Genomic DNA, 23,816 nt, shown 5'->3' on the forward strand with positions numbered 1-23,816 from the left:
TATAACTTTAAAAACTATGTGCATGAGGTGGAAAATATGCCTAAATATTGTGCTGATAAGCACAAACACTGAGTCGCGGGCAAAGCTCCATGCTCCAAACGAGGCAGAAAACCCACCGCACAATCGATAAAAACCAAATTATCAACTATATAAAGTTGATAAGTCTCGTCGTGCGGTGGGTTTGATACGCAATTGCAAGATGGGGTATCTAGCGAAGAAAGATTAGGGAAAGGCCGGGTGAGGCCCGACCCGCCCTTAATCTCGCATATTGGCACACAGGGTATCCGCGTGCAGCATAATCAGAGCTCGCGCCCATTCCGCACGGGTGACTTCCTGGTCCGGGAAGAAATTTGCGCTCTTGTACGCGAAATTCGGGTCGATATTCGCGCGCGTATGCAACCACACGGATTCCCTAAAGAAGGGAGAACCGGGGTGCATATCCGCAGGCGCCACCGGAGTGGGGTGGGTTCCTTCGGTAAGGGCCGGGTACGCCTCGTTGAAGCGATACAGGAAAGCGGCCATCGTGGTGCGGTGAGCCACCGCCTCCGGATGCATCTTGCCGTCGGACCAGCCGCTCGTCAGTCCCTTCTGCACGGCCCAGATGTAGGCGGCGTACCGGGGATCCTGCGGCGAAACATCCGGGTACGGCGAAACTGCGGGGAGAACTACCTTGGGCGAACCCACCGTGCGGTACAGCGTATCCATAAGGTCGCCGCGCGTGGCCGCGCGGTAAGGGTAGATGCGGCGGTTCTTGTCGATGAGCATCATCTTCTGCTGGCACACGGTGTATACGTCGTAGGAGTACGGATCTTCGTCTTCCAGGTCAATAATGAAAGGCGTCCACGCGTAATCGGTATTGACGGTAACGTCAGAAACCATCGTGCGCAGAATGGTGTACTGCTTATTGTAGGGGCGCAGGGTAAGGCGAATACCGTACTTTCCCTTCGGGCCGGTCGTCATACCCGTGGGAAGAATGACCGTTTGGCGGTACACATTATCGGTATCCAAACGATTCTTCTCGAGGGAAATAAAATAGAATACTTTAAATCCCTTATCCTCGGTGTAGTTACCGATTTCAAAATAGGGAGTATATAGCCCGTTTTCAAAAATCGGTTGCAAGCCGGAAACTTCGTAGGAGAGGGTAAATCCGCTGATATCAATCATTGCCTGATTGACCTGCAAATCCAGAGGAACGCTCTGAATGTCCAGGGTTGCGGCCTGTGCACCCTGCAGGGCGAGCTGGCCAGCTCCTAGCGCCCCGGCGATACCGAGGGCGGCGGTGCCCTTCAGGAAGAGGCGACGAGATGACGAGGTAGACATATCGTGTCCAATCGGTGTGTTTCTGAATGAATTGTTATACCGCCGCTAGACCTGTAGCTCGGCCATAATCCGAGCGAGACCTATCGGCGTGCAGGACGTATCGGGCTTCGATAGCGCTGAGTCGAGAGAACGCGAGGTGAATATGCAATCCCTCTCGGTGAGGGGTTAATTAATACTATAAACACATCGAATGGTTAAAGAAAACGGTGCGCTGAGTGATACCTCTGCCGTAGAGCGCATTAGGAAAGCGTCGATGAGAGGAAATGCTAAATCACTGAGAAAGAATGTTATTTCCCGCGACTCTTTTAAGGGTAAAAATTTCTTAATATTTAAATTTTTAGCCGGGTAGCACGATCGCACCGCCCGGCTAAAATCATGACATAAAGCCCGCTGGGATTTATTGCCCCTCGTGCACGAGGAGGGTCAGGACACCCGCCTTACGAGCCGTGGGCAGAGCGCACTCCACCGCCCAGTCCTCGCTGACCGCCTCCAAGAATTCGGCGATACCCGCCGTGGAACCATCCAGGGGGCGCGCCGCCAATCCCGACTGAATCAGATACCGAGCAAAGAGGCCGCGGTAATGCTTCGCCATGTGTGAGACGACCTTGCGAGAACCATCGGCCGCCACACGCTCCACGCGAACCGCCAGAGTCTGCGACGGGGGAGTCACCCACGACTTCGCGTAGGCTGCAGAACGGCAATCCAGAATCAGCTGGTCCTTCGCGGTTGCCTCCAGGGCGGTGCCCAGCGCACCCTTCCAGAAGTTTGCCAGCGCACCAATCGAACCCAGCTTCACACCCATGGACAGGCGGTAGGCGGGAATCGCATCCTCGGGGCGCAGAACACCCCACAGGGCCGAAGAAATCAGCAACGACCAGTGCGCCGCATCGCGCTCGGCGGGGGAGAAGCTCGCGTAATCCAGCGCCTCAAACAGCACGCCCGTATAGGTGCGAATCGCGGGCTGCGCCGGCACGGACAGCAGGCGCGTATTGCGCTCCACCTCTGCTTCGAGGGATGCACCCACCTTCAGCTCCGCCAGGGCATCGGGCCCCGAACTGACCGCGGTCAGCTCCTCCAGGACGCTCTCACGCTCAGCAGTCAGCTCCGGAAAGGAGAGATCGGCAAAAGAAACCGGGGCGTTGCCCGCCGGGGCGGGGGTCTTACCTTCAGACGGGGGAAGAAGAATTAGCATCTACCCAGTGTACCTGGCAGGCTGCCAGCGCATCCGCGAGATTCCAGCGTACCCGCGAGACGAACCCGGTAAATAACCGCCCCGAGAGGTATGCGTATAATGAGTGGGGTGAAAACGGGCCGTCCGGGCAATCGCGAGGTACTCGGATGCTTCGAGGAAAGTCCGGGCTCCACAGCACAGGATGGTGGATAACATCCACTCGGGGTAACCCGCAGGCCAGTGCCACAGAAAGTAAACCGCCGCGGTTCGCCGCGGTAAGGGTGAAAGGGTGGTGTAAGAGACCACCAGCGGGCGCGGTGACGTGCCCGGCTAGGTAAACCCCATCCGGAGCAAGGTCAAATAGGATGCGCCATGGTAGGGTAGTGCGCCCGATCCCCGGTTCTCGGGGTGCGTATTCGGGTAGGCTGCTTGAGACGTGCGGCAACGTACGTTCTAGATAGATGATTGCCTCGAAACGCCCCTTCGGGCGGCGTTTTAGACAGAACCCGGCTCATAGGATGACCCGTTTTCATGTCACCATCCGCAGATGGTAAGCGAAGACCGCGAACGCATTTTCTAATGCGTTCGCGGTCTTCGCTTTAAAGCTTCGCGGGAGGCCCGCCCGACCTTTGGGAAGGCTCTAGGGGAGCCCGCGATTAGTGGCCGAAGGGATCGGGATCCACACCCGGCATCCACGAGTTGCCGTCCACGGTCCAGCCTTCCTTCTTGACGACCTTCTTCATCTTGCCGGTCCACTTCTTGTTCAGACGGTTCACGTACAGCTTGCCGTCCAGGTGGTCGGTCTCGTGCTGCATGCAGCGTGCGAACCAGCCGGTCGCCTCGAAATGGACGGGGTTGCCGTGCTCGTCAAGGCCGTTCACCGTGACCCACTCGGCGCGCTTGAGGGGGAAGCCGTAACCGGGGAAGGACAGGCAGCCCTCTTCCTCCTCGTAGGGGTCCGGGTCAGCGGTAGAAATCTTGCCCAGGGTCAGCACCGGGTTGATGATGCAGCCGCGCGGGGGAACGCCGTCCTCGTTCTCCATCTTGTAGGTGAAGATGCGCAGGCCCACACCGATCTGCGGTGCCGCCAGACCCACGCCGTTGGATGCGTCCATGGTTTCGTACATGTCAGCCACGAGTTCCTTGAGCTCATCATTAAACTCGGTGACGGGTGCCGCGGGGCGGTGCAGAACGGGGTTGCCGTGAATAACGATGGGGCGAATAGCCACGGAATCATCCTTTGCTTGTGTTGAACGGGAACTTTTTGCTTGTGTTGAACGGGAACTTATCGGGTGCGCCTGCCGCGTGAAGTCGCGGGGCGTGCGGTTCTCGTTCGAAGGGTTGAAAATGCTGGTGTAAAAGTTTTGCTCCGGTAAACCTTGTGCGGGTAAACCGAGGTGAGGGTAAAGCGAAAGGGTCGTTACGGATAACCATAACGACCCTTTCCATCGGGGTGATCGACGGGGGTTGAACCCGCGACCTCCTGGACCACAACCAGGCGCTCTGCCAACTGAGCTACGACCACCATGTGCTTCGCTTGGTTTCCCTTGCGATGTGCAACGGATACTACTGTACATGAGTTCACGAACCCTGCCAAGCTGAGATTGGGTGATGCTCGTTACAGTTTGAGATGGGGGTTGGGGCGCGCCGGACGCACGCCACCGGACACCCTCGCGGGCCCGGAGGACGCGCATCCCCGGTGCGCAGCTACATCGCGCTCAGGCGCCGTTGCATAGCACTCGGCTACTGCTCGGCAGGTTCGGCGGCCTTCGCCTCCAGCTCGACGCGCTCCGCCTCAACCTCGCGGGCAATCTTAGCGGCGGCCACGGCATCCGGACCCTGCTCCACAAAAATTGCGCGACGGTAGTACTTCAGCTCGTCAATCGAATCCTTAATATCGCCCAGCGCGCGGTGGTGACCGGTCTTCACCGGGGCGCTGTGACGGGCGGCGGGGTACCAGCGCGAAGCCAGCTCCTTAATCGTGGACACATCAATCACGCGGTAGTGCAGATGGTCCATTACCTGCGGCATGTAACGTTCCAGGAAGCGCTTATCCATGCCCACCGAGTTCCCCCCCAGCTGCGCCTTGCCCGCCACAGGAACATACTTCTTCACGTAGCGGAGCACCTGCTCCTGGGCGTAATCCATCGACACGCCGTTCTCGAGGTCGTCCAGCAGACCCGAGGACTCGTGCATCGAACGCACAAAGTCGTTCATGTTCTCTACCGCACCCGCGGGGGACTCGTCGCCGGGCTTAATGACGAACTCCACGCCCGAACCCAAAATGTTGAGGTCGGCATCGGTGACCAGAACGCCCACCTCAATCAGGGCGTCATTGGCCACGTCGAGGCCGGTCATCTCGCAGTCAATCCATACAATACGTTCACTAGAAATACTCACACTCCAACTCTACCCTCATTCGCGCCCGCTCGCCCCTCCGCGCGTCGGAACATAGTCGGAACGTATAAGAACGCTCAGGTGTGTGCAGAGGCGGTGTCCACACCGCGCGCTCGCACCCGAATCCGCCGGGCTCCGGTGAAGCGCTCGGGTATGATAAAAGCCAAAGAGACGACGCATACAGAAAGGGAGTAATGCGCTCACTGAAAGAGCCCGCACACCGGCTCGCCGCCACCAGAGCACACGACGCACCCCTCTCACCCCGGCTGCTGGATTACGTCAATAACCACCGTCTGCGAACGCTCGTCATTGGCACCATCGGCTCAATCATGGTCACCCTGGGGTCCTACACCGTCGGATGGCTCTCGGATAGCTCCAGCTTTTGGCGCTACGACCTGATTCGCGCCATCAGGTTTGACGCCGTATGGGTCATCGCCGGCATTATCCTGCTGGCCCTCGGCGCCATGATTATGTGCCGTGAATGGCTGCGCATCTACCAGAAGATGGGCGATTGGAACGAACCCAACACCATGCGGTGGATGATTGCCGTCATCACCAGCTGGTCCCTGCCGCAGATCTTCGCCTTCACCATCTACAGCCGCGATATGTTCTCCTACTACGGTCAGGGCATGGTCATGGCGCACGGCCTCAACCCGTACAAGCACGGAGTCTCCGAAATCTCGAACTTCATGCAGAACGGTGCGGACCCCATGTGGGCGGAATCCCCGCCCCCGTACGGCCCGGTCTCCCTCAAGCTCGAAGAGTGGATTGTGCGCCTGGCGGGGGAGAACATCGACCTCTCCCTCTTCTACTTCCGCCTGCTCTCCGTGCTCGCGGTCATCGGTATTCTCTTCTACGTGGCAAAACTCGCCAAGGCACACGGCTTCAACCAGGTCCGCGCCCTCTGGCAGATCGGCCCGAACCCGCTGTTCATCGCATCGTTCATCGCCAGCGGCCACAACGATTCGCTTATGACCATGTTCATGCTCGGCGGCCTCTACTACGCCAAGCGCTACCGCGACACCCGATGGGGCGGCCCGCTCGGCGTGACCTTCGTAGCCCTCGGCGTTGCCGTCAAGCCGCTCGCCCTCGTGGTGCTGCCCTTCGTGGGTCTGCTCTGGGCGGGCAAGAACGCCTCCTGGCCGCGCAAGTTCGTGTTTTGGGCTTTCTCCGGTGTGCTGCTGCTTGCCGAAATGGCGCTCATGGGCTGGGTGACCGGCCTGGAATTCGGCTGGATTAAGGCGCTTTCCACGACCGGCGGCCAGTACATCTGGTACACCCCCTTCGGGCTGGTGATTGGCGCGGCATCCCTCTTCACGCAGGGGGATACCTTCGAGGTCATTCGCAAACTCATCGAGACCGTCGGCAAGGGCATCGGTATGCTCGGAGCGGTAGCAATGGCATTCGTTGGACGCGACCGCAACATCGTGCGCCACGCCGGCCTGGCCATCCTGTTCATGCTCCTGTGTAGCCCCATGATTCAGCCGTGGTACCTGCTCTGGGCTATCCCAATGCTTGCCGCGACCGGTCTGCGCTCGCACTTTCAGCTCATGTGGTACTTCATCACTACGCTGTTCTTCATGGCCTACGGCGTGAGCGACCAGCTGAACGTTTCGCCCTATCTGCGCGATTTCAACCAGGATATGGGCCGACTTATCGCAACGGTGGTCTGCCTGGGCTACATTGTGTACCTCATGGTCCTCGACCCGGCAACCCGCCGCATGGTGTACGTGAGCTTCCGCCCCACGCAGGTGCGCCGCACCGCGATTCGCCTGTGGTGGCAGCTGTTCCCCGGCGCATCGAGCCGCCGTGCACGCCGCCGCGAGGCAAAGAAGCAGGAGCGAGAGGTGCTGACCGGCTCCACGCGGAGCTAACCCCCTCGAGTGTTCCGCCCCGACGGTTCCTCTGGGCGTCCAAACGTGCGGGGAACAGCCAGGACTCGTGTACCCTAGAGGAAGGCCCCAGTAGCTCAGAGGATAGAGCAGGAGCCTTCTAATCTCTTGGTCGGGGGTTCGATTCCCTCCTGGGGCGCCGTAACGAAAACCGCCCCGCACCCTTCAACGGGGGTGCGGGGCGGTTTTCTTTATACCCTTGAGCTACCGCAAAGATGCGGGGCGCGTTACTTCTTGGTCGGGTTCGTGTCCTTGCACGAGTTGAGGGTGCGCTCCATGACCTTCTTCTCGTCGGCGGTCACCCACAGCTTGTACTTGGCCTTCACGTGCACCTGGCGAGCCACGTAGGTGCAGCGGTAGGAGGCGTTGCTCGGCAACCATTCGGAGGCATCCGCATCGGACTTCTGCTGGTTGGCCGGGCCGTCCACGGCGAGCAGGTTCTCGGGGTCGTTTGCCAGCTGGCGGCGCTGCTCGGCGCTCAGGTCCTGCGCGCCGGTCTGCCATGCGTTCGATAGGGCGACCACGTGGTCAATCTGTACGGCCGCAGAGGTCTTCTTGCCGCGCTTGAACTCGATGGTCTTACCGGTGTACGGGTCTGCAAGCGTGCCGGTAATGACGGTGCACGCATGGGTCTTAACCTTGAAACGAATATTGGTCAGGTCGCGGCGCAGAATGTCGTCGCGGGTATTGCACTTGTTGCCGTCAACGTCATCCCAGGCGGGGCCGAACTGATCGCGGGAGTAACCGGTCTTGGGAGCCCAATCTTTCACCTGCAGCGAGGCCAGCTCGCTCTTCGCGGTGGCCAGATCCGGCGCGAGCGCGGTGGCGGGATCAACCGCCTTGTATGGGTTCTTGACCTCGGAGAGCGTCTCGGTTGCTACGTTGGCGTCATCGTCGTCGGTAGCGGAGGTCGAAGGCTCCGAACCGAAGAGGCCGCCCTCGCCGTGCTTGCTCACGTAGATCATGCCGACAATCAGCAGAATGATGGCCAGAAGGGCCAGCAGGCCGTAGATGAGGCGCTTCTTCTGCGGGTCCATGGACTCGGGGAGTCTGGGTAGGTTGCGTTGAATCCGCTGAAGATCCTGCAGCGTGGGCAGGTCGTTGCTGTTCATGGGCTTTTTGCTCACGGAAACTCCGGGGGTAGCACGGTGTATCGGTCAGGTATTGGTCAAAGCAGCGGGTCGCCGCTCCATCAAGGATAGAGGGCTTGCGGTGTAAAAGGTAACTCGCTTGCCGTGAATTAGCTCGCCTCTGCGAGGAGGGGAGCGAGGAGGCGGATGGCGTCATAATTCGTTCCAATGACGGTTCCTCGCGTCGGTTTTTTGAAAAAACTACCCCAAACGTTCAAATATTTCGTCCACAGGCGGGATGATAGCGCGATAAGACCGTGAATTATCCACAGATGCGCGAGGGGCGGGCACCCGGTGGCGGCGCACGCGGCACAGTAGAAGAAACCTACCCTAAGAACCGACCGGGTAACCTGCCGGCCCAACTTGACCGAGGCTGATCAACCGGCCCAACCCAACCTGGGGCAACCGACCGGGAGCCCGAGTGGAGGCCCCTCAACCGGTTCGGGCCAGCCGGTGCAGAGGCTTTAGCCCGGGGTTAGCCCCAAGAAATCATAGGAGATATCGTGAGCGACACCATCGTAATCCGCGGATTCACCGCATCCAACCCGACCTTGGCGGCCCTGCCGAACGGCGTGCCCGTCGTGAACTTCCGCCTGGCCAGCACACCGCGCTGGCAGGACGCCACCGGAACCTGGAAGGAGGGCACGACCAATTGGTACACCATTAAGGCCTACCGCCGCCTGGCGCAGAACATCGCCGTCTCGGTACAGAAGGGGCAGCCGCTCGTCATTAGCGGGCGCCAGCGCATCAACCGTTGGAACCGCGAGGACGGCACGCAGGGAACTACCGTGGAGATTGACGCGCAGGGCATCGGCCACGACCTGAACTACGGCACAAGTTCCTTTGCCCGCACCGTGGAGAAGCGCGCGCTCCACGAGGACGCCCCGCTGGGCGCGCTGCCGAATACGCCGCAGGGCGCGCCGGATGCGGTGTCGCATGTGCCCCAGAACGCCGAGTTGCCGAGCACGGTGGCTCAGAACGCTGGAGTGCAGGTTGCGGGAGCACCGGGCGGAGGAACGCCGGGCGGCGCATCCCAGAGCGGGGGCGTGCAGGGCAGCGCATCCCAGGGTGGGGGAGCTCAGAGTGACGAACCCCCCTTCTAAAAGTGCTCCCCGGATGCTTGCATAAACGCTGGTGCATTGGGATAATGGAGCATTGTGTTGACATCGGGCACGCCCCTGCCGCAGGGGGAAGAGCGACCAACGATGTCAACCTTCGGGCACCAATCCTGTCCGAAGCATGAAGTTTTCTGTCCCGCTGTGGGGCAGAGCAATCTGAGTCTATTTGACCTGCGGCAGATGGCTCTGGAGATCTACAACTATGCAGACTCTTGACTTCCTCGACAAGAAGTCCCTCCGTGACGACGTCCCCGCATTCGGCCCCGGTGACACCCTGAACGTTCACGTTAAGATCGTTGAAGGTAAGAACCACCGTATCCAGGTCTTCAAGGGCTTCGTCGTTGGCCGCCAGGGTGCAGGCGTTCGCGAGACCTTCACCGTCCGCAAGGTTTCCTTCGGCGTTGGTGTTGAGCGTACCTTCCCCGTTCACTCTCCCTCCATCGAGAAGATCGAGGTTGTGACCCGCGGTGACGTCCGTCGTGCAAAGCTGTACTACATGCGCGACCGCCACGGTAAGGCTGCTCGTATCCGCGAGAAGCGCGAGTTCTAATCTTTATAGATACAGAATTCTGTTGCAAACCGCTCCCATCCGCACCCGTGCGGAGTGTGGGGCGGTTTTTGCGTATCCGGGCGAGCACCCCGAATACGGTGATGCGCTGTCTAGTGATGCGCTGTCTAGAAGCGGGGGAAGCGAACGGAGGAGCACTCCCTAGGTCCCTGCTGTCGGCGAGCTGTAGGGCTCGGAGGGGCTTCGCTATACGAGTCAAAGAGGCGGCGGCACGGGTGCTCTCGTTACAATAGCTAGGTACCGCCTCACTCAGGTTGGCCTACATGTCTCTCAAACGAAAGGCTCTTCAGCATGGCAGATGACAAGACGACTGCGAACAACAGCCCCTATCCCGAGGGATATAAGCCCCAATCCCGTCGCGAGCGCCGTGAGATGGAGGAGTACGCCGCGCGTCTGGCTGAAGAGAAGAAGCGTGAACAGGCCGAGCTGGCCTCCTCCGAACAGGGCGAGGAATCTCACGTAGGCGACGCTCGACCCGCCGCTGCCGAGGCGGCGAGCGCATCCGCTCAGCCCGCGGAAGCACCTGATACCAAGGGCTCGGAAGAAGAGGGCGCCGCAACCACCGCCGATAAGAGCGCCGAGAAGGACGAGGAGAAGCCCGAAGACCCCTCGACCATGACCGCCAAGGAGCGCCGCAAGGCCAAGCGCGCCGAGCAGGCCGAGCTGACCTTCGCTAAGGCCCGCGAGGAGGACCGCCTGGGCGAGTGGGCCTGGGTTCAGGTGCGTGAGGGCGGTACCGTGGTTCTCTACGCTCTGATTATTGCGTTCCTGATTAAGACCTTCCTGCTGCGCGGTTTCTACATCCCCTCCGGTTCGATGGAGCAGACCCTGCAGGTCAACGACCGCGTGTTCATCAACGTGGCGGGTTCCTATTTCAATGAGCCCAAGCGCGGTGACGTCATCGTGTTCAAGGATTCGCAGGGCTGGATTCCTTCGACCCAGAAGAGCAGCAACCCCATTAAGGAAGGCCTCTCCTTCGTGGGTGTTCTGCCCGATACCTCTTCGAACTACCTGGTCAAGCGCGTTATCGGTACCCCCGGTGACGTGGTGGAAAGCGATGGCTCCGGCAAGATCAAGGTCAATGGCGTGGAGATTAACGAGCCGTACCTGTACCCGGGTAACCAGCCCTCCGAGCTGGCCTTCAAAGTGACCGTGCCCAGGGACAAGTACTTCGTGATGGGCGACCACCGTAGCAACTCTGCGGATTCCCGCTACCACATCTCTGACGGCACCGCCTTCATCTCGAAGGATGACGTTCAGGGTAACGTCTTCGTGGTGGCCTGGCCGCTGAACCACTTCGGTCTGCTGACCGACGAGAGTTCCGTATTCTCCTCGGTTCCCTCTCCGACCTCGACCCCCGAGCAGTAGGAGAGAGGCCGTGACGGTGAGCGCAAAGGCCGAGGAACCCGCAAAAGCGGAGAAATCCAAGGCCGCGAGGCCTCGGGCACCAAAGCCCGCCGCCGACCTGGAGCATGAGAAGCGGCTCTTCGAGGTGGGGGCTCGCGCGGTGGTGGGTATCGACGAGGTGGGACGCGGCTCCATGGCCGGCCCGGTCAGCGTGGGCGTCGCAATTCTTAGCCCGGACGCCACCCTTGAGGTGGGCGGGCTGATTGACTCCAAGGCCCTCTCGCCTGCGCGCCGCGAATCCATGGTCCCCGAGATCCGCCGCTGGTGCGCCGTCGAGGTGGGCCACGTGGACCCGCAGGACGTGGATGCGCTGGGCATGACCCTGTCGTTGCGGCTCGCCGCCCAGCGGGCCCTGGCCGCTCTAGCACGCCGAGGCTACCGTGCCGATGCCGCCCTACTCGACGGCAAGCACGACTGGTTCACCCCTCCGCAGGAGGACCTGTTCAGCGCGCTGGCACCGGACCCGGCACAGGCGCGCTACGATGCTCTGCTGACCGAGGCCTGGGAAGGAGTGGGAGAACCCGCGGCTATGCCCGTGACCATGATCATCAAGGGCGACTACAAGTGCGCCTCGATTGCGGCTGCCTCTGTGGTGGCGAAGGTTGAGCGAGACGAGCTGATGGTGGCCCTCGACGGGGTTCACCCGGGGTACGGCTGGGCGAAGAACAAAGGCTACGGCTCGGCCGCCCACCGTGAGGCAATCAGCGCGCGGGGCCCCAGCCCGATGCACCGCCTGTCCTGGTCGCTACCGGCCACCGCCGAGCAGATAGCGGCCGCGCAGCGGGCCCGCGTATTCGGGGAGAAGAGCCCCGAACGCTAGGGGAGAGCGCCGTTGAGGAGGCCTGAGTCTTGCTTGGAGCACCCCGCAATGCTGGTGAGATACCCGCTGAGAGACACCCGAGTTGCACGCGCAGCAGAGAATGACTGTAGGAGGAAGAATGAGCGCAGAAGACCTCGAAAACTACGAGACGGACGCCCAGATGGCGCTGTACCGCGAGTACAAGGACGTCATGTCGCTCTTTAGCTACGCGGTGGAAACCGACCGGCGCTTCTACCTGGCGAATCAGGTGGACGTGACCCCGCACGTGCAGGACGGCACCCTCTACTTTGAGGTGCTCATGAGCGATGTCTGGGTGTGGGACGTGTTCCGCTCCAACCGCTTTGTGAAGAAGGTGCACGCCTACTCGGTACGCGATGTGAACGTGGAGGAGCGCCTGCCCAACCAGGAATTCACGGTCCCCGAGATGCCGGATTTCAGCGCCTAGTGCTCCGGTAACCGGTGCGTATATGACATTCCCCTCGACCGGTTTTTGAAAAAATACCCCTAAAATTTCAAATAAGAAGCTGTGGATAACCTCCCTGACCGCGATGCGGCCGAGGTTATCCACAGTTTTTTCTTTCCGATTCCTCGGCCCGGTTCGCCTGGGCACAGTAGAAGCACGACCAAGCCATCTACCGTGGGAGGGAATCGTGACCCCCGAACATCAGAGCATCGCAACGCAGACAACCGCACAGGCCACAACACGGGCACCCCGAACGAACGAACCTGGTGGCTCGCCCCGCAGAGGCGCGCGACGCGCCCGGAAGAACCCCGCCGCGGTCACGCGGGCCCTGCCCCGAGCTCACGGCGTCGGACGCTGGGGCGAAGAGGTGGTCAGCCGCATCCTTGAGGCGAACGGCTACCGCATCGTCGACCGCAATTGGCGACCGCCCGCCGGGCTGGAGCACGAACAGATTCGCGGCGAAATCGATATTGTCGCAATCGACCCCGACGATGAGCTCGTCTTTATCGAGGTCAAAACCCGAAGCACCGAGGACTTTGGGCACCCCTTCGCCGCCATCGGCCGCGACAAGGCGCGCCGCACCCGTTCACTGGCGATTCTCTGGTGCCGCCTGCGCGAGAGCCTGGACTTCGCGCGTTTTCGCATAGACGCGATTGCGGTGACCGGAACCTGCGAAACCTTTACCTTCGAACACCTGAAGGGGGTGGCGTAATGGGCTTCTCACGCACCTACTCCGTAGCCCTCGTGGGGCTGAGCGGGCACATCGTTGACGTTGAGGCCGATATCTCGCAGGGACTTCCAGGCTTCGTGCTGCTGGGACTGCCAGATACCGCCCTCAACGAATCCAAGGAGCGCGTTCGCTCCGCAGCCAAGAACACCGGAATTACCCTGACCCAGCATCGGCTCACCGTCAACCTGACCCCGGCGACCCTGCCTAAGCGCGGATCGGCCTTCGACCTGGCTATCGTGGTGGCCGCGCTGCAGGCAGAGAAGAAGCTACACCCGAGCGGGGACAGCGTGTTCCTGGGGGAGCTGGGCCTCGACGGGACGATTCGCCCGGTTCCGGGCATCCTGCCCGCTGTGAAGGCCGCGGTTGCCGCCGGGCACCGCAGGGTCATCGTCCCCGCCGAAAATGCGGAGGAGGCGGCCCTCATCCCCGGCGCACAGGTGAGCGGATTCCGCTGTCTGGCCGAGGTGTTCGCGGCTCTGGGGGCACAGACGCAGAAGCTAACCTACCCGCCCGCCCCGAACCCCGAGGAGAAAGCCCTCCCCAAGAAAAACGCGGGTATTCCTTCGGACATGAGCGACGTAGCCGGTCAAGCGCAGGGCCGCTTCGCCCTGGAAATCGCGGCAGCCGGTGGGCACCACATGCTCCTCACCGGCCCTCCCGGATCGGGCAAAACCATGCTGGCCGAGCGATTGCCGAGCATCCTGCCGCCCCTGGACGACGATGCGGCGATGGAAGTGACCGCCATCCGCTCCCTCTGCTCGGCGGGTGAGGCGCTCAGCGAACTGGTGCGTGAGCCTCCCTTCGAGGCCCCGCATCACAGCGCCTCTGCGCCGGCAATTCTGGGAGGCGGCAGCGGTATTCCTCGGCCCGGATGCGTCTCTAAAGCACACCGCGGCGTGCTCTTTCTCGACGAGGCCCCCGAATTCAAACGTACGGTCCTCGACTCCCTGCGCCAGCCCCTCGAATCCGGGGTCGTAACCCTGGACCGTTCCACCGCATCCGCCACGTATCCCGCGCGTTTTCAGCTGATTCTGGCCGCCAACCCGTGCCCCTGCGGCATGAACGTGGGGCTCGGTACCGAGTGCACCTGCGCGCCCCGGGAGCGACGCGCCTACTTCGGGCGTCTTTCCGGGCCGCTCGTGGACCGCATCGACGTCAACGTGACGGTCCCGAAGGTCTCGTCCACGGAGCTTGCGGGAGGTCAGATGAATGAGAGCTCGGCGCAGATTCGCAAGCGCGTGCTGGCTGCCCGTGAGGCTCAGCGCGAGCGATTAGAACCCTACGGTCTGAAGACGAACGCGGAGATGAACGGCAAGATTCTGCGCGGCCCGCTGCGCCTGGACGCGAAACTCACCGGCGAGCTCAACGTCGCTGTCGACCGGGGAAACCTGACGGCGCGCGGCTACGACCGGGTGCTGCGCATCGCCTGGACGCTGGCCGACCTGGAAGGGGCCGCATACCCGAGCCGGGAACACCTGGACGTGGCCCTGTTCCTACGCCAACAGGGCCAGCTGCACTAACGCGTGGTGCAAGCTAACCAAGGGTCTTCAAGACGTGAAAATCAATGATGATAGGGGAGAACGATAATGACCTCAACCACAAACCGCCGCTCAGCCGCCACTCGTCACGGTACGAAGCGGAGTAAGGGGAACGCCCGAGAGGGGACGTCACACGCCGCGACCGGAACGAAACCGAAGGGGCAAGGGTACGTGCAGGGAGAGCTTGCCCTAGAGGCAGACTTTGACCTGCGGGCCCTAACCCGCTGGCGGGCCCGGCACATCCTTTCCCTGGGGAACGAGCCCTCGCCGAGTCCCTATAGCGCCGCGCGCGAGCCGGGGTACCTCGCCGCGTGCCTCAACCCGGTGTACCTGCCCGACCCGCAGGATGGGCAAGAAGATTCGGCAGACCCCGGTACGTTGAGGGCCGACCCTTCGATGAACGCTGAGTCTTCGGCAAATGCGGAGCCCTCGGCGGTCCCTGAGCCTTCGGCGGTCGCGGGGGAGCGGGGCGCGGAGGAGACTATCGGCGACCCTCAAAGGACTGATGCAGGGGAGGAAAAATCCGGGGCAGAGAAACTCGACGGAGTTTTAACGAACGAGGAACCCGGCGGGCTACCTCCGCTCTTCAATCCTGGCCTCAGTCCCGAAGAGCTTGCCGCCGCGTGCCGCGAATACGTGCGCTGTTGCACCGCCCAGCTGATGCGCTGCGCAGAACCCGCCGATGAGCTCGTGGTTGAGGCGCTCGCATGCCTGGGAACGCCCCTCGCGGTGTACTACCTGCTCACCGGCGAAAGGGTGCCGTCCGAGATCTGGGAGCTGGGCGAACCGGACCCGCAGATTGGTGATTTTCTACGCGGGGTCGCGGGCGACGAGAAGAGCCCCCGACTCATGACGAATACGTGCGACTACTACCGCCCCGGAGAGCATCAGATGAACCGCGATACCTTCCACGCGGGACTCGCAACCCGCCGTCTGCGCTGGCACCGCCGCATGGAACGCACCCTGGCCTCCGAGGCCCATATGGCCGCCACCTTCGGTGCGTGGCTCGTTACCCCCGCCGATCCGCTCTGGCCCGAGCAACTCCGCGACCTGGGCCCGGCCCAACCCTACGGACTGTGGTGTCTGGGGGATTCGCGGCATCTGCTCGACCTCGCTAACCTGCCGAGTGCTGCCCTGGTGGGTTCGCGAGACCCCAGCATCTACGGTAGCGAGGCGACCACGCACCTGGCCGCAGAGCTCGCCCGCCGGGGGTACCTCGTGATCTCCGGGGGTGCGATGGGCATCGACATCACGGCTCATCGCGCGGCCCTCACCCACAGCACCGCTGAGCTACCCACCGTCGCATTCATGGCCGGAGGCCTGGACCGTCTCTACCCCGCTCAGAACGGTGATACGCTCAGAAACATCGTCGAGCGCGGGCTCATCATGAGTGAAGTGAGCATTGGCAACACCCCGACCCGCTGGCGTTTTCTGGAACGCAATCGCCTCATCGCGGGGCTGGCCAGGCACACGGTCGTGATTGAAGCCCGTTGGCGCTCCGGGGCGCTCAACACCGCACGCCACGCCCTCGAAATAGGTCGCCCCCTCTGGGCTGTTCCCGGGCAGATTAACTCTCCCAACTCGGTGGGCACGAACCGCCTGCTGCGCGATGGGCTCGCCCAGATTTTGACGGAGGCCGCCGACCTGTTGGAGTACGATGCCGCAGCGGGATACGAGCTCGGCGCAGAGCACGCCGGAGACTGGGACGCCGAGGAGTCGGCGGCCTCCACCGTTCTTGACGACCTTACGGAACGGCAGGGAAGGGTGGGGGACGATTTGGGCTTGCGTTCTTACCGCGGTGTGGACGATATTGCCAGTGCTCTGGGGTTAGGTGCTCGAGAGGTCATGATGGATCTCGCTCAACTGGAACGGCTGGGCCTGGCCGAGAGCAACGGCACCGGCTGGCGTAAGATGCGCCCGAAGAAGGGAGCGTGAGAAGACAGTCGGGGAGAGTCCACCCCGGCTCCACCTCAACGCGGGATGCACCTTGCCCCACCGCTAACTGAGGTTTAGGTCTCGTGTAGGCCCGTGGAGCACGCCAACGCTTAGAATGGGGAGAACCGGTTTGTGCCGCCGTTGCACCCCGACGCATCGTGCCACCCCTGGGAGGCGCGCATCGGTACCCGTCCACCGGTACTACGGCAGTTACCCAAGAGGTCGAGAGGAGACGCTATGAACCAGCCGGCGCATCCTGCGCAGTCCGGCACGAGCCGGGATGCTCCCTCGACCACGCTTCCCATTGCCTACACCCGACCGATGGAGGAACCGGAGGGCCGGGCCTCCGGCGAATCGGCAAACGGTGAATCGGCCCTGGGCGTCTCGGGTGAGGTCTTCCGCCCGATTATCGAGCGGTTCGAACGCTTCCTGCGTTACGAAAAGCACCGTTCCGAGGAGACCATCCGATCCTACGTATCCGATCTGGAGGGGTTCTTCGGCTACGTGGCTCGTCGCGGCGTGCGGCATGTGGACAGCATCGATGCCTCCCTCATTCGCGAATGGTTCGGCTCGCTTCACCTGCGCCGTGCTGCCCGCTCGACCGTGGCCCGTCGAGGCTCGACCCTGCGAACCTTCTTCTCCTGGGCGCAGGAGGAAGAGCTCGTGCAGGCCAACCCCACGCGCGGTATGAGCACCCCCAAGCGTGAGAGCCATCTGCCGCCTGTGCTCAGCCGAGACCAGATGAGCCAGCTCATCGAAAACGTTCAGCAGCAACGGGCCGAGGATCCCCGGAACCCTCGTCTGCTACGCCTGGAAGCCGTCGTTGAGGTTCTCTACGCCTCCGGGATGCGCATCTCCGAACTCACCGGCCTGGACCTGCAGAGCATCGACCGCGTGAATAAGACGGTGCGCGTGCTGGGAAAGGGCAACAAGGAACGGGTGGTTCCGCTGGGAACCCCGGCTCTCAAGGCCCTCAACCGCTGGGTTTCGAAGGGGCGTCCGCAGTGGATTCCCGAGGGGTCGAGCGGGGTGACGGCGCTGTTCATCGGGCCTCGCGGCGGGCGGGCCAATAGCCGTCAGATTCGTGAGGACCTGACGCGCCTGCTGCGCACCGTGGAGAACACTCAGGCCTCCGGCGCGCACGTTCTGCGTCATTCCGCGGCGACCCACCTGGTCGATGGCGGTGCCGACATCCGTTCGGTGCAGGAGCTGCTGGGGCACTCATCGCTTGCGACAACACAGATTTATACGCACGTGTCAATGCGGCGCCTGGCCGAGACCTATGCCCGCGCCCACCCCCGGGCCTAACCGACGGGGGAGAGGGCCCTGACACTGCGTCGTTGGGCCGCCCGAGGCCGTCTCTCTATATGGGCGGGGCGCGTTCGCTCTAAGCTACACACCGTTCAATTTACGCTGAAACTCTATGCACGGCAGTGGAACGCGGTAGCATAGATAACAGATTATCCGAGGGTGCCGCACCCGTTGCGGCGCCGCGTACGAGTACCAAAATCAGAAAGGTCGCACCGCATGCGCGCACTCGTTTGCCCCGGTCAGGGATCCCAGAAGAAGGGCTTTCTGAGCCCCTGGCTTGAGATTGAAGGGGTGCGCGAGCACCTGGAACGACTCTCCGAGGCTGCAGGTATCGACCTGATTCACTACGGCACCGAAGCCGAAGAAGAAACCATCAAGGACACCGCCATTGCCCAGCCCCTCATCGTGGCAGCGGGTATCGTGACCGGTCGCCTCGCACTCAAAGATCTCGAGGGTGAAGAGCTCGTCTTCGCCGGACACTCCGTCGGTGAAATCACCGCCGCCGCCCTGGCCGGCGTGCTCAGCGAGGAAGACGCCATGCGTTTCGTGCGCGTGCGCGCCAACGGTATGGCGGAGGCCGCCGCAGCCTCCCCGACCGGCATGGCCGCAGTCCTCGGCGGCGTTGAAGACACCGTTCGCGAGGCCATCGCCGCCGCAGGCCTGGTGGCCGCAAACTCCAACGGCGGCGGCCAGATTGTTGCCGCAGGCCCCATTCCCGCCATCGAGGAATTTGCCGCCAACCCGCCGGCCCGCACTCGCGTGATTCCCCTGAAGGTGGCCGGCGCGTTCCACACCGAGGCCATGGCACCCGCCGTCCCCGCACTCAAGGAATTTGCGGACTCCCTCAAGGTCTCCGACCCGAACTCGCCGCTTCTGACCAACCGTGACGGCTCCGTCGTCACCTCGGGTGAAGAGTTCGTGCAGACCCTGGTTTCGCAGGTCACCAGCCCCGTGCGCTGGGACCTGTGCATGGCAACCCTGCTCGACCGTAACGTCGAGGGCATTATCGAGGTGGCCCCCGCCGGCACCCTCGTCGGCCTGGCCAAGCGCGCCATGCGCGGCGTGCCCGGCACCTCCATCAACACCCCCGAGGACCTCGACGCGCTCAAGGCCTAAGTACGGGCACCGACTCAGCTTCACCCCATAGACAGCAGCTCGCAGCCTGCGAGCCGCAACAGCATAAAGGATTGAATACGTGACTACCCTCAAGCAGTACGAGATCAACCGCTACTCCCGCATCCTCGGTTACGGCGCAGCCCGCGGCGATGTCATCGTGCCCAACGATGACATCGTCGAGGCCATCGACTCCTCCGATGAGTGGATTCGCCAGCGCACCGGCATCATTACTCGTCACCGCGCCAGCGAGAACCAGTCCGTCACCGACCTTGCCATCGGCGCCGCAAAGGACGCCCTGCAGTCCTCCGGCGTAGCTGGCGAAGACATCGAAGCGGTCATCATCTCGACCATTTCGCACCCCTACGCAACTCCCTCCCTGGCCACCATCGTCGCCGATGCAATCGGCTCCAAGTGCCCCGCATACGACATCTCCGCAGCCTGCGCGGGCTTCTGCTACGGCATCGCCCAGGCGGACGCGCTCGTACGCGCCGGTACCGCCAAGAACGTCCTCGTGATCGGCGTTGAAAAACTGTCGAACTTCATCGATAACACCGAGCGCTCCATCTCCTTCCTGCTCGGTGACGGCGCGGGCGCCGCAGTTGTCGGCGTCTCCGACGAGCCCGGCATCGCCCCCACCGTTTGGGGTTCGGACGGCTCCCGCTGGGGTACCGTCGGCATGACCCACTCCCTCCTGGACATCCGCAACCGCGACTTCGTTGCCAACCCCGTGCAGGAAGGCGAGAAGATTTGGCCCACCCTACGCCAGGACGGACCCTCCGTCTTCCGCTGGGCCGTCTGGGAGATGGCCAAGGTCGCTAAGAAGGCCCTTGAAGAAGCCGGCATCACCCCCGACGAGCTCGGTGCCCTCATCCCGCACCAGGCTAACGCCCGCATCATCGACCAGATGGTCAAGACCCTCAAGCTTCCCGACACCGTCGCCGTTGCGCGCGACATCGTCGATGCCGGCAACACCTCCGCCGCATCCGTGCCGCTGGCAGCTCACCGACTGCTCAAGGAAAACCCGGAGCTTTCCGGTAAGTTCGCCCTGCAGATTGGCTTTGGCGCGGGTCTTGCCTTCGCAGCTCAGGTCGTCGTTCTTCCGTAACGGCCCCGAGCCGGATCCATGCGGATCCCCACACACTCCGAGTTGTCACATGCGTTCACAGCGCATACACGATAAACTCGGTAATGCACGCGTACCCCCGTCCGGTGGGTGCGACGACCATCGAAATAACAAAAGGAGCCCCTGAATGGCTAACAAGGAAGAGATCCTCGCAGGTCTGGCAGAGATCGTTAACGAAGAGACCGGCGTTGAGGTTGAGGACGTTCAGCTGGACAAGTCCTTCACCGAGGACCTGGACATCGACTCCATCTCGATGATGACCATCGTCGTGAACGCCGAAGAGAAGTTCGAAGTTACCATCCCCGACGAAGAGGTCAAGAACCTCAAGACCGTTGGCGACGCAGTCGACTTCATCGCAAACGCAGCCTAAGCTGTAACGCGACCGACGCGGCGCGGGCTCTCACCGGTCCGCGCCGCATCACCATACCCCCCCACTGCATACTCCCGGCCCCGCGAACGTGCCCGCGCACCGAAGCTTCCCGGGGACCACAGGTTTTTATCCACACACCACCGGATAGACCACCCACAAAACCACCCAAGAGAAAGTGCCACAATGTCTCGAAAAGTGCTGGTGACCGGCCTCGGCGCAACCACCCCCATCGGCGGCGACGTCCCCACCACCTGGGCAAACGCCACCAAGGGCGTTTCCGGTGTCTCCACGATTGATCAGCCCTGGGTTCAGGAATACGACCTACCGGTCTACATCGCCGGTCAGCTTGCCGTTGAACCCCTCGAATCCGGCCGCCTCACCAAGGTCGAAGCCAAGCGCCTCGATCCTTCGGGACAGCTCGCCCTCATCGCAGCTCGCGAGGCGTGGGAAGACGCAGGTTTCTCCGGCCCCGACGCTGAATCTGCCGAGGAAGTCGATCCCCTTCGCACCGGTGTCGCCTTCGGTACCGGTATCGGCGGTGTGTGGACCCTCCTGGACGCCTGGGATACCCTCCGCGAAAAGGGTCCCCGCCGCGTCCTGCCCATGACCGTGCCGATGCTCATGCCCAACGGCAACGCAGCCGCGGTTTCTATGAACCTCAAGGCACGCGCGGCAGCCCAGACCGTTGTCTCGGCTTGCGCATCCTCCACCGAGGCCATGCAGATTGGCGCCGAGATGATTCGTAGCGGCAAGGCCGACGTGGTTATCGTTGGCGGCTCCGAAGCTGCCATCCACCCGCTGCCCATGGCGGCATTCGCCAAGATGCAGGCGCTCTCCTCCCGTAACGATGAGCCCGAGAAGGCATCGCGTCCCTACGACGTCGACCGCGACGGCTTCGTCATGGGTGAAGGTGCAGCGGCCCTCATCCTCGAGTCCGAAGAGCACGCCAAGGCTCGCGGCGCACGCGTCTACGCAGAGCTCGCCGGTACCGGCGTCTCCGCAGACTCCTACCACATCACCGCGCCCGACCCCGCAGCGCTCGGCGCAACTCGCGCGCTGCGCGAAGCCCTCGAAGACGGCAACATCGACCCCAAGACCGTGGTGCATATTAACGCCCACGCGACCAGCACCCCCGCCGGTGACCTCCCCGAAGCAATCGCGATCCACGAAACCTTCGGCGAGCACACCAAGGACATTGCTGTCTCCGCAACCAAGTCGATGACCGGCCACCTGCTCGGTGGCGCTGGCGCTCTCGAGGCCGTGCTGACCGTTCTCGCGCTGCACCACCGCACCGCACCCTGCACCATCAACCTTGACAACAGGGACCCGCAGATTGACCTGAACGTTGTCACCGAGGCACGCGAACTGCCCGCCGGTGAGGTCGTCGCCATCTCGAACTCCTTCGGTTTCGGCGGTCACAACGCTGTCGTGGCATTCCGCTCGGTCGAAAACTAAGCATCCTGGGGCTTTTAGCTCCAGATAGACGTAACGCTCCCTCAGCTACCGTGTGTAGCGGGGGAGCGTTGCGTTTTGGGAGGGGCTGCTGGGGTGTCTCTTATCTGCCCGGGCAGCCATTTAGAGCTTCAGCGTCGCGTGTCGAAATCGCACGAATCAGTCTGCGTCATATTTCCCGCGGATACCGCGTTCAACGTCTCAACGGCATAACCTACCGGTATCCTATAGGTAAGTTATTCACCAAAACACATCACATATAGCAGTTTCAGCACCAGGGTACCCAAAACCCCATCGGACTATACACTCGAGAGCAGTATGGCTAAACATCTGAACCGGGCCGCGCCCTCCTCCACTACCTCAAACATCAGCGATCAAGCGTTGACCCCCGACGAGCCCCGCGTCTCGACGAAGAGTGCGGGGACGGCTCGGTCTACCCTCCCTGCAACGGCTGATTCCTCGGATGCTCGCCCTATTCGTCGGCTGCCCGCCTACCGCACCTGGGTCCCGGCGCTGCTGATCTGGATTCTTTCCTGCGCGGTTCACTTCGGCATCTTTGCGCTCTCCCTTTCCCGAGACCTGCAGCATCCCATGAGCAAGGTCAACCGGAGCCTCGACTACCTGTCTTACCTGAACATTTGGGACGCCCTCTTCTACGAGCGTATCTATAAACACGGCTACCCCCAGGAGTTGCCCTTCCTTCCCGACGGAACGGTAAACCACAACACCTGGGCGTTCATGCCCCTGCAGTCGGTGCTCAGCGGTGGGGTATCCAATGTTTTCGGTATTGACTACCGCCTGGCGTCGGTCCTGGTGACTCTTGTGGCCGGGTGCGCGTTGTCCCTCGTGCTCTACCGCCTTTTCGTGGGTTCCCTGAACTGGAGTGCCCGGGGCGTCTTCGACACCCGCCCGCAGGCGGGGGATGAATCCCGCAACCGCCTGGCGCTGTGGGCCCTGGCCGTGTACGCCCTGAGCCCCGCAAGCCCAATCTTTGTCACCGGTTACGCTGAAGCCCTCTCGACCTTGTTCCTGGCCCTGTGCACGTGGTGCGTGGTGCGTAACCGCTACCTTCTGCTGCTCCCCGTGGCCCTTTGCGCGGCCCTGTCCCGGCCGGTGGGTGTGCCGCTGGGTGCCTTCGTAGGTCTGTGGTGGCTCTGGTGCACGGTTGCCGACTACCGCGACCGCACCGGCGGCATCCTGCGGCTATCGCTCTCGGATGCGTGGGCTGCGTTCCGCGGCCGCCTCGGCCAGCTTCTGAGCGCCCTGGTAGTGTGCTCCTTCGCCTTCGTGCACCCTCTGCACGCCGCCCTCCGCACCGGACGCCCCGATGCGTACCTCGCGACGGAACTGGGGTGGAGCGGTCGCAAGCCTGAAGAGGGACACCTCATCTTTATCCAGTGGGTCAAGCAATGGGACGAATACCTTGGCGGATCCCTTCCCTGGGAAATCGTGGCGCTATTCTTCGTGGCGCTCATCCTGGGCTTCTACTGGTGGATTTCGCTCAAGGGCAATCGTTCCCTGCTACACCCCGCACTGTGGCTGTGGACGGCCTGCTACGCCGGATACCTCTTCATCTTCTGGCTCCCCATTACCTCCACGCCTCGTATCATCCTGCCGATGTTTACCCTCTCCCTGCTGGTGGCCTCCTATCTGCCCAAGAGTCGCGTCTACCGCCCGGGGCTGGTCCTTCTCGGGGTGCTGGCCTCCGCTGCGTGGGTCCACATGTTCTGGGGAGGCCCGGATACCATTAGGAACATTTGGTTTATCCCCTAGAAATCTATCCCGAGAAATTTATCCCCGAGAAAGCGGGTGCTCCACGGACTAGGTGCTGGGAGCGCGCGCACCGACCCGTACTCGCGGGGGAGTTAGGCTTCCGTGGGTTGGTTGTTTGAGAGTGCATACCGGACGCCGCTCGCGGGGGAGTGCCCCCTCTGCGGCGCCTTAACCTTCAAAGA

General features: G+C 62.4%; 20 protein-coding genes, 2 tRNA genes and 1 other RNA gene. 17 read left to right on the plus strand and 6 right to left on the minus strand.

Annotation, left to right across the window (positions count from 1 at the left end; translation table 11 throughout):
- Positions 1 to 255 precede the first annotated feature (255 nt).
- Both HMPREF2944_RS06385 and HMPREF2944_RS06390 read right to left on the minus strand, forming a co-directional pair.
- On the minus strand, positions 256 to 1,320 hold the full coding sequence (locus HMPREF2944_RS06385) for a twin-arginine translocation signal domain-containing protein (RefSeq protein WP_070681644.1): 1,065 nt from the start codon (positions 1,318 to 1,320) through the stop codon (positions 256 to 258).
- Between the two features lie 397 nt (positions 1,321 to 1,717).
- Positions 1,718 to 2,512 carry a YaaA family protein gene (locus HMPREF2944_RS06390; protein ID WP_049345457.1) on the minus strand — a complete coding sequence of 265 codons (795 nt, stop codon included), beginning with the start codon at positions 2,510 to 2,512 and terminating at the stop codon, positions 1,718 to 1,720.
- Between the two features lie 115 nt (positions 2,513 to 2,627).
- Here HMPREF2944_RS06390 and rnpB point away from each other — a divergent pair.
- Positions 2,628 to 3,021: RNase P RNA component class A (rnpB, locus tag HMPREF2944_RS06395), an RNA gene on the plus strand.
- Between the two features lie 126 nt (positions 3,022 to 3,147).
- Here the strand turns inward: rnpB and def are convergent.
- From def to orn, 3 genes are all read right to left on the minus strand, one after another.
- Positions 3,148 to 3,720 carry a peptide deformylase gene (gene def, locus HMPREF2944_RS06400; RefSeq protein WP_044141710.1) on the minus strand — a complete coding sequence of 191 codons (573 nt, stop codon included), beginning with the start codon at positions 3,718 to 3,720 and terminating at the stop codon, positions 3,148 to 3,150.
- Positions 3,721 to 3,943: 223 nt separating this feature from the next.
- Positions 3,944 to 4,016 (minus strand) — tRNA-His (locus tag HMPREF2944_RS06405).
- A 218-nt stretch (positions 4,017 to 4,234) separates the two neighbouring features.
- Entirely contained in the window at positions 4,235 to 4,891 is a 657-nt protein-coding gene (orn, locus tag HMPREF2944_RS06410) for an oligoribonuclease (protein WP_070649527.1), read from the minus strand.
- A 191-nt stretch (positions 4,892 to 5,082) separates the two neighbouring features.
- Between orn and mptB the strand changes: the two genes are divergently transcribed.
- Both mptB and HMPREF2944_RS06420 read left to right on the plus strand, forming a co-directional pair.
- Positions 5,083 to 6,762, plus strand: coding sequence for a polyprenol phosphomannose-dependent alpha 1,6 mannosyltransferase MptB (gene mptB / locus HMPREF2944_RS06415; protein WP_070681647.1), 1,680 nt, complete (start codon positions 5,083 to 5,085; stop codon positions 6,760 to 6,762).
- A gap of 84 nt (positions 6,763 to 6,846) precedes the next feature.
- Positions 6,847 to 6,919 (plus strand) — tRNA-Arg (locus tag HMPREF2944_RS06420).
- A gap of 88 nt (positions 6,920 to 7,007) precedes the next feature.
- Here HMPREF2944_RS06420 and HMPREF2944_RS06425 read toward each other — a convergent pair.
- Positions 7,008 to 7,907: an HNH endonuclease family protein gene (locus HMPREF2944_RS06425; protein WP_070681650.1), complete on the minus strand. Its 900-nt coding sequence runs from the start codon at positions 7,905 to 7,907 to the stop codon at positions 7,008 to 7,010.
- 506 nt (positions 7,908 to 8,413) lie between these two features.
- Between HMPREF2944_RS06425 and HMPREF2944_RS06430 the strand changes: the two genes are divergently transcribed.
- From HMPREF2944_RS06430 to HMPREF2944_RS06495, 14 genes are all read left to right on the plus strand, one after another.
- A complete protein-coding gene (locus HMPREF2944_RS06430) occupies positions 8,414 to 9,013 on the plus strand; it encodes a single-stranded DNA-binding protein (RefSeq protein ID WP_070681653.1) in 600 nt (199 codons plus the stop codon).
- Positions 9,014 to 9,230: 217 nt separating this feature from the next.
- Entirely contained in the window at positions 9,231 to 9,578 is a 348-nt protein-coding gene (gene rplS, locus HMPREF2944_RS06435) for a 50S ribosomal protein L19 (protein ID WP_005507488.1), read from the plus strand.
- Positions 9,579 to 9,887: 309 nt separating this feature from the next.
- Complete coding sequence (gene lepB / locus HMPREF2944_RS06440) at positions 9,888 to 10,964, plus strand: signal peptidase I (RefSeq protein WP_070681656.1); 1,077 nt, start codon at positions 9,888 to 9,890, stop codon at positions 10,962 to 10,964.
- Positions 10,965 to 10,974: 10 nt separating this feature from the next.
- Positions 10,975 to 11,823: a ribonuclease HII gene (locus HMPREF2944_RS06445; RefSeq protein WP_083313091.1), complete on the plus strand. Its 849-nt coding sequence runs from the start codon at positions 10,975 to 10,977 to the stop codon at positions 11,821 to 11,823.
- Between the two features lie 118 nt (positions 11,824 to 11,941).
- On the plus strand, positions 11,942 to 12,268 hold the full coding sequence (locus tag HMPREF2944_RS06450) for a DUF2469 domain-containing protein (RefSeq protein ID WP_049342768.1): 327 nt from the start codon (positions 11,942 to 11,944) through the stop codon (positions 12,266 to 12,268).
- Between the two features lie 346 nt (positions 12,269 to 12,614).
- Positions 12,615 to 12,998 (plus strand): YraN family protein, encoded by a 384-nt coding sequence (locus HMPREF2944_RS09185; RefSeq protein ID WP_070649643.1) that lies wholly within the window; start codon positions 12,615 to 12,617, stop codon positions 12,996 to 12,998.
- Positions 12,998 to 14,536 carry a YifB family Mg chelatase-like AAA ATPase gene (locus HMPREF2944_RS06460; RefSeq protein ID WP_070681659.1) on the plus strand — a complete coding sequence of 513 codons (1,539 nt, stop codon included), beginning with the start codon at positions 12,998 to 13,000 and terminating at the stop codon, positions 14,534 to 14,536. The genes HMPREF2944_RS09185 and HMPREF2944_RS06460 overlap by 1 nt, the downstream gene beginning before the upstream one ends.
- A 189-nt stretch (positions 14,537 to 14,725) precedes the next feature.
- The gene (gene dprA, locus HMPREF2944_RS06465; RefSeq protein WP_246826276.1) at positions 14,726 to 16,489 is read left to right on the plus strand and encodes a DNA-processing protein DprA; all 1,764 of its coding nucleotides are present in this window, start codon (positions 14,726 to 14,728) and stop codon (positions 16,487 to 16,489) included.
- A 237-nt stretch (positions 16,490 to 16,726) separates the two neighbouring features.
- Positions 16,727 to 17,797, plus strand: coding sequence for a tyrosine recombinase XerC (locus HMPREF2944_RS06470; protein ID WP_083313094.1), 1,071 nt, complete (start codon positions 16,727 to 16,729; stop codon positions 17,795 to 17,797).
- A 219-nt stretch (positions 17,798 to 18,016) separates the two neighbouring features.
- Entirely contained in the window at positions 18,017 to 18,916 is a 900-nt protein-coding gene (locus HMPREF2944_RS06475; protein WP_070681661.1) for an ACP S-malonyltransferase, read from the plus strand.
- A 79-nt stretch (positions 18,917 to 18,995) separates the two neighbouring features.
- A complete protein-coding gene (locus tag HMPREF2944_RS06480) occupies positions 18,996 to 20,021 on the plus strand; it encodes a beta-ketoacyl-ACP synthase III (protein WP_070681664.1) in 1,026 nt (341 codons plus the stop codon).
- A 145-nt stretch (positions 20,022 to 20,166) separates the two neighbouring features.
- Complete coding sequence (locus HMPREF2944_RS06485) at positions 20,167 to 20,409, plus strand: acyl carrier protein (RefSeq protein WP_049334085.1); 243 nt, start codon at positions 20,167 to 20,169, stop codon at positions 20,407 to 20,409.
- Positions 20,410 to 20,592: 183 nt separating this feature from the next.
- Positions 20,593 to 21,864: a beta-ketoacyl-ACP synthase II gene (fabF, locus tag HMPREF2944_RS06490; RefSeq protein WP_070649545.1), complete on the plus strand. Its 1,272-nt coding sequence runs from the start codon at positions 20,593 to 20,595 to the stop codon at positions 21,862 to 21,864.
- A gap of 315 nt (positions 21,865 to 22,179) precedes the next feature.
- Complete coding sequence (locus tag HMPREF2944_RS06495; protein WP_049345431.1) at positions 22,180 to 23,634, plus strand: hypothetical protein; 1,455 nt, start codon at positions 22,180 to 22,182, stop codon at positions 23,632 to 23,634.
- The last annotated feature ends 182 nt before the right edge of the window (positions 23,635 to 23,816 follow it).

Source organism: Rothia sp. HMSC072E10 (genome assembly GCF_001813965.1).
GTDB lineage: Bacteria > Actinomycetota > Actinomycetes > Actinomycetales > Micrococcaceae > Rothia > Rothia mucilaginosa_A.

Excerpts from the sequence above, each read along its gene's own strand:
- HMPREF2944_RS06470 (WP_083313094.1), top strand. The coding sequence starts at position 16,727 with ATGAACCAGCCGGCGCATCCTGCGCAGTCCGGCACGAGCCGGGATGCT.
- HMPREF2944_RS06485 (WP_049334085.1), top strand. The coding sequence starts at position 20,167 with ATGGCTAACAAGGAAGAGATCCTCGCAGGTCTGGCAGAGATCGTTAAC.
- fabF (WP_070649545.1), top strand. The coding sequence starts at position 20,593 with ATGTCTCGAAAAGTGCTGGTGACCGGCCTCGGCGCAACCACCCCCATC.
- HMPREF2944_RS06495 (WP_049345431.1), top strand. The coding sequence starts at position 22,180 with ATGGCTAAACATCTGAACCGGGCCGCGCCCTCCTCCACTACCTCAAAC.
- rplS (WP_005507488.1), top strand. The coding sequence starts at position 9,231 with ATGCAGACTCTTGACTTCCTCGACAAGAAGTCCCTCCGTGACGACGTC.
- HMPREF2944_RS06450 (WP_049342768.1), top strand. The coding sequence starts at position 11,942 with ATGAGCGCAGAAGACCTCGAAAACTACGAGACGGACGCCCAGATGGCG.
- HMPREF2944_RS06390 (WP_049345457.1), bottom strand. The coding sequence starts at position 2,512 with ATGCTAATTCTTCTTCCCCCGTCTGAAGGTAAGACCCCCGCCCCGGCG.
- HMPREF2944_RS06475 (WP_070681661.1), top strand. The coding sequence starts at position 18,017 with ATGCGCGCACTCGTTTGCCCCGGTCAGGGATCCCAGAAGAAGGGCTTT.
- HMPREF2944_RS06460 (WP_070681659.1), top strand. The coding sequence starts at position 12,998 with ATGGGCTTCTCACGCACCTACTCCGTAGCCCTCGTGGGGCTGAGCGGG.
- mptB (WP_070681647.1), top strand. The coding sequence starts at position 5,083 with ATGCGCTCACTGAAAGAGCCCGCACACCGGCTCGCCGCCACCAGAGCA.
- HMPREF2944_RS06385 (WP_070681644.1), bottom strand. The coding sequence starts at position 1,320 with ATGTCTACCTCGTCATCTCGTCGCCTCTTCCTGAAGGGCACCGCCGCC.
- lepB (WP_070681656.1), top strand. The coding sequence starts at position 9,888 with ATGGCAGATGACAAGACGACTGCGAACAACAGCCCCTATCCCGAGGGA.